The organism is Streptomyces sp. ActVer (genome assembly GCF_027270795.1).
In the GTDB taxonomy this organism is placed as follows: Bacteria; Actinomycetota; Actinomycetes; order Streptomycetales; family Streptomycetaceae; genus Streptomyces; species Streptomyces umbrinus_A.
The window spans coordinates 1-1,169 of the sequence record NZ_JAPWHT010000917.1 but is presented as its reverse complement, the minus strand read 5'-3'; the positions used below and the strand labels follow the sequence as shown (position 1 = coordinate 1,169).

General features: G+C 71.9%; 1 protein-coding gene and 1 pseudogene. One reads left to right on the top strand and one right to left on the bottom strand.

Annotated features, from left to right (window positions below; all coding sequences use genetic code 11):
• Nucleotides 1–960 (top strand): metallophosphoesterase (locus O3Q52_RS53330; protein WP_269655578.1); only part of this gene is annotated, 960 nt, incomplete at its 5' end.
• An 8-nt stretch (nucleotides 961–968) separates the two neighbouring features.
• On the opposite strand, the pseudogene O3Q52_RS53325 reads toward O3Q52_RS53330, so the two are convergent.
• Nucleotides 969–1,169, bottom strand: a pseudogene (locus O3Q52_RS53325) (regulator); the annotation flags it as partial.

Sequence of the window (1,169 nt, the reverse complement as noted above, 5' to 3'; positions counted from 1 at the left end):
GGAGTCCCCTTGATGCGAGGCGTCTCGCAGCGGCTCGGCCTCGCCCCGTATCCGGAGATCATGGGCCGGGCCCTGGTCGACGAGGCCCGTCGGCGCGGAGCCGACCACCTGCTGGCCGCGGGCGACATCTCGGCCGGCGGCGCGCCGCGCGATCTGGCCGGGGCCAGGCAGATACTGGACGGCTTCGGCACGCACGGACAGGACTACTTCGTCGTCCGCGGGAACCACGACCGGCCGAGACCGAAGAGCGGCCACGACCCGTCCGGCGACAGCTTCCTGGGCGAATTCCCCGGTGGCGACGGACCCGCGTACTTCGCACGCGATCTCGGCGGGCTGCGGATCGTCGGACTGGACACCTACGAGAAGAGGGGCAACGGCGGCGACTCGGGCGGACTCTCGCCCGACCAACTGGCCTGGTTCCGAGCCCGGTTGAGGGAGAACAGGGACCAGCCGACCATGGTCTTCGGACACCACCCGCTGACCGTGCGCAACTCACTGTTCCCCGTGATGAGCGGGCAGCGCCTCAACCGCCGCCAGGCCCGCGCGATCCTCGACGCCTACTCCGTCGCTCCGGGTGTCTTCCTTCACCACGCCGGTCACACCCACCGCAACAAGCGCACCGTCCTCCCACAGGCCCGGCACGTCACACTGCAGGAGGTCAGTGCCGTGAAGGAGTACCCGGGCGGCTTCTGCCTGCTCCGGATCCACACGGGCGGCTACGCCCTCAACTACTACAAGACGAGCAGCGGACCGGCCCGGGAGTGGAGCGAGCGCAGCCGACGCGTGGCGGCGGGCCTGTGGCCCCAGCACGCCCTCGGGCGCTCGGTCTGCGACCGCAACAGCGTCACCACCCGCGACCTCTCGGGCATCACCCCGCCGGCCTCGCGAACTGTGGTCCGTGGTGCGCCCTGCCCGACGCAGCCGCGCCCGGACCAAGCCCGTTCCGGAGGCGGCCACTAGGTGTGCGGTCACAGGTGGCTGCCGCTGCCGTACGGGGCGTAGAGATCCAGCAGCCGGGTGCGGGCCGAGCGCAGACGGTGGGCGAGGATGTCGCCCACCCACTGGGCGACCGTCTGGCCCAGGGCGGGGTCGTCCTGGCACATCGCCCGTACGGTGGTGGCGTCGAACTCGTAGGCGCGGACCGGGCTCGTCGTCTCGGCGCCCAGGTG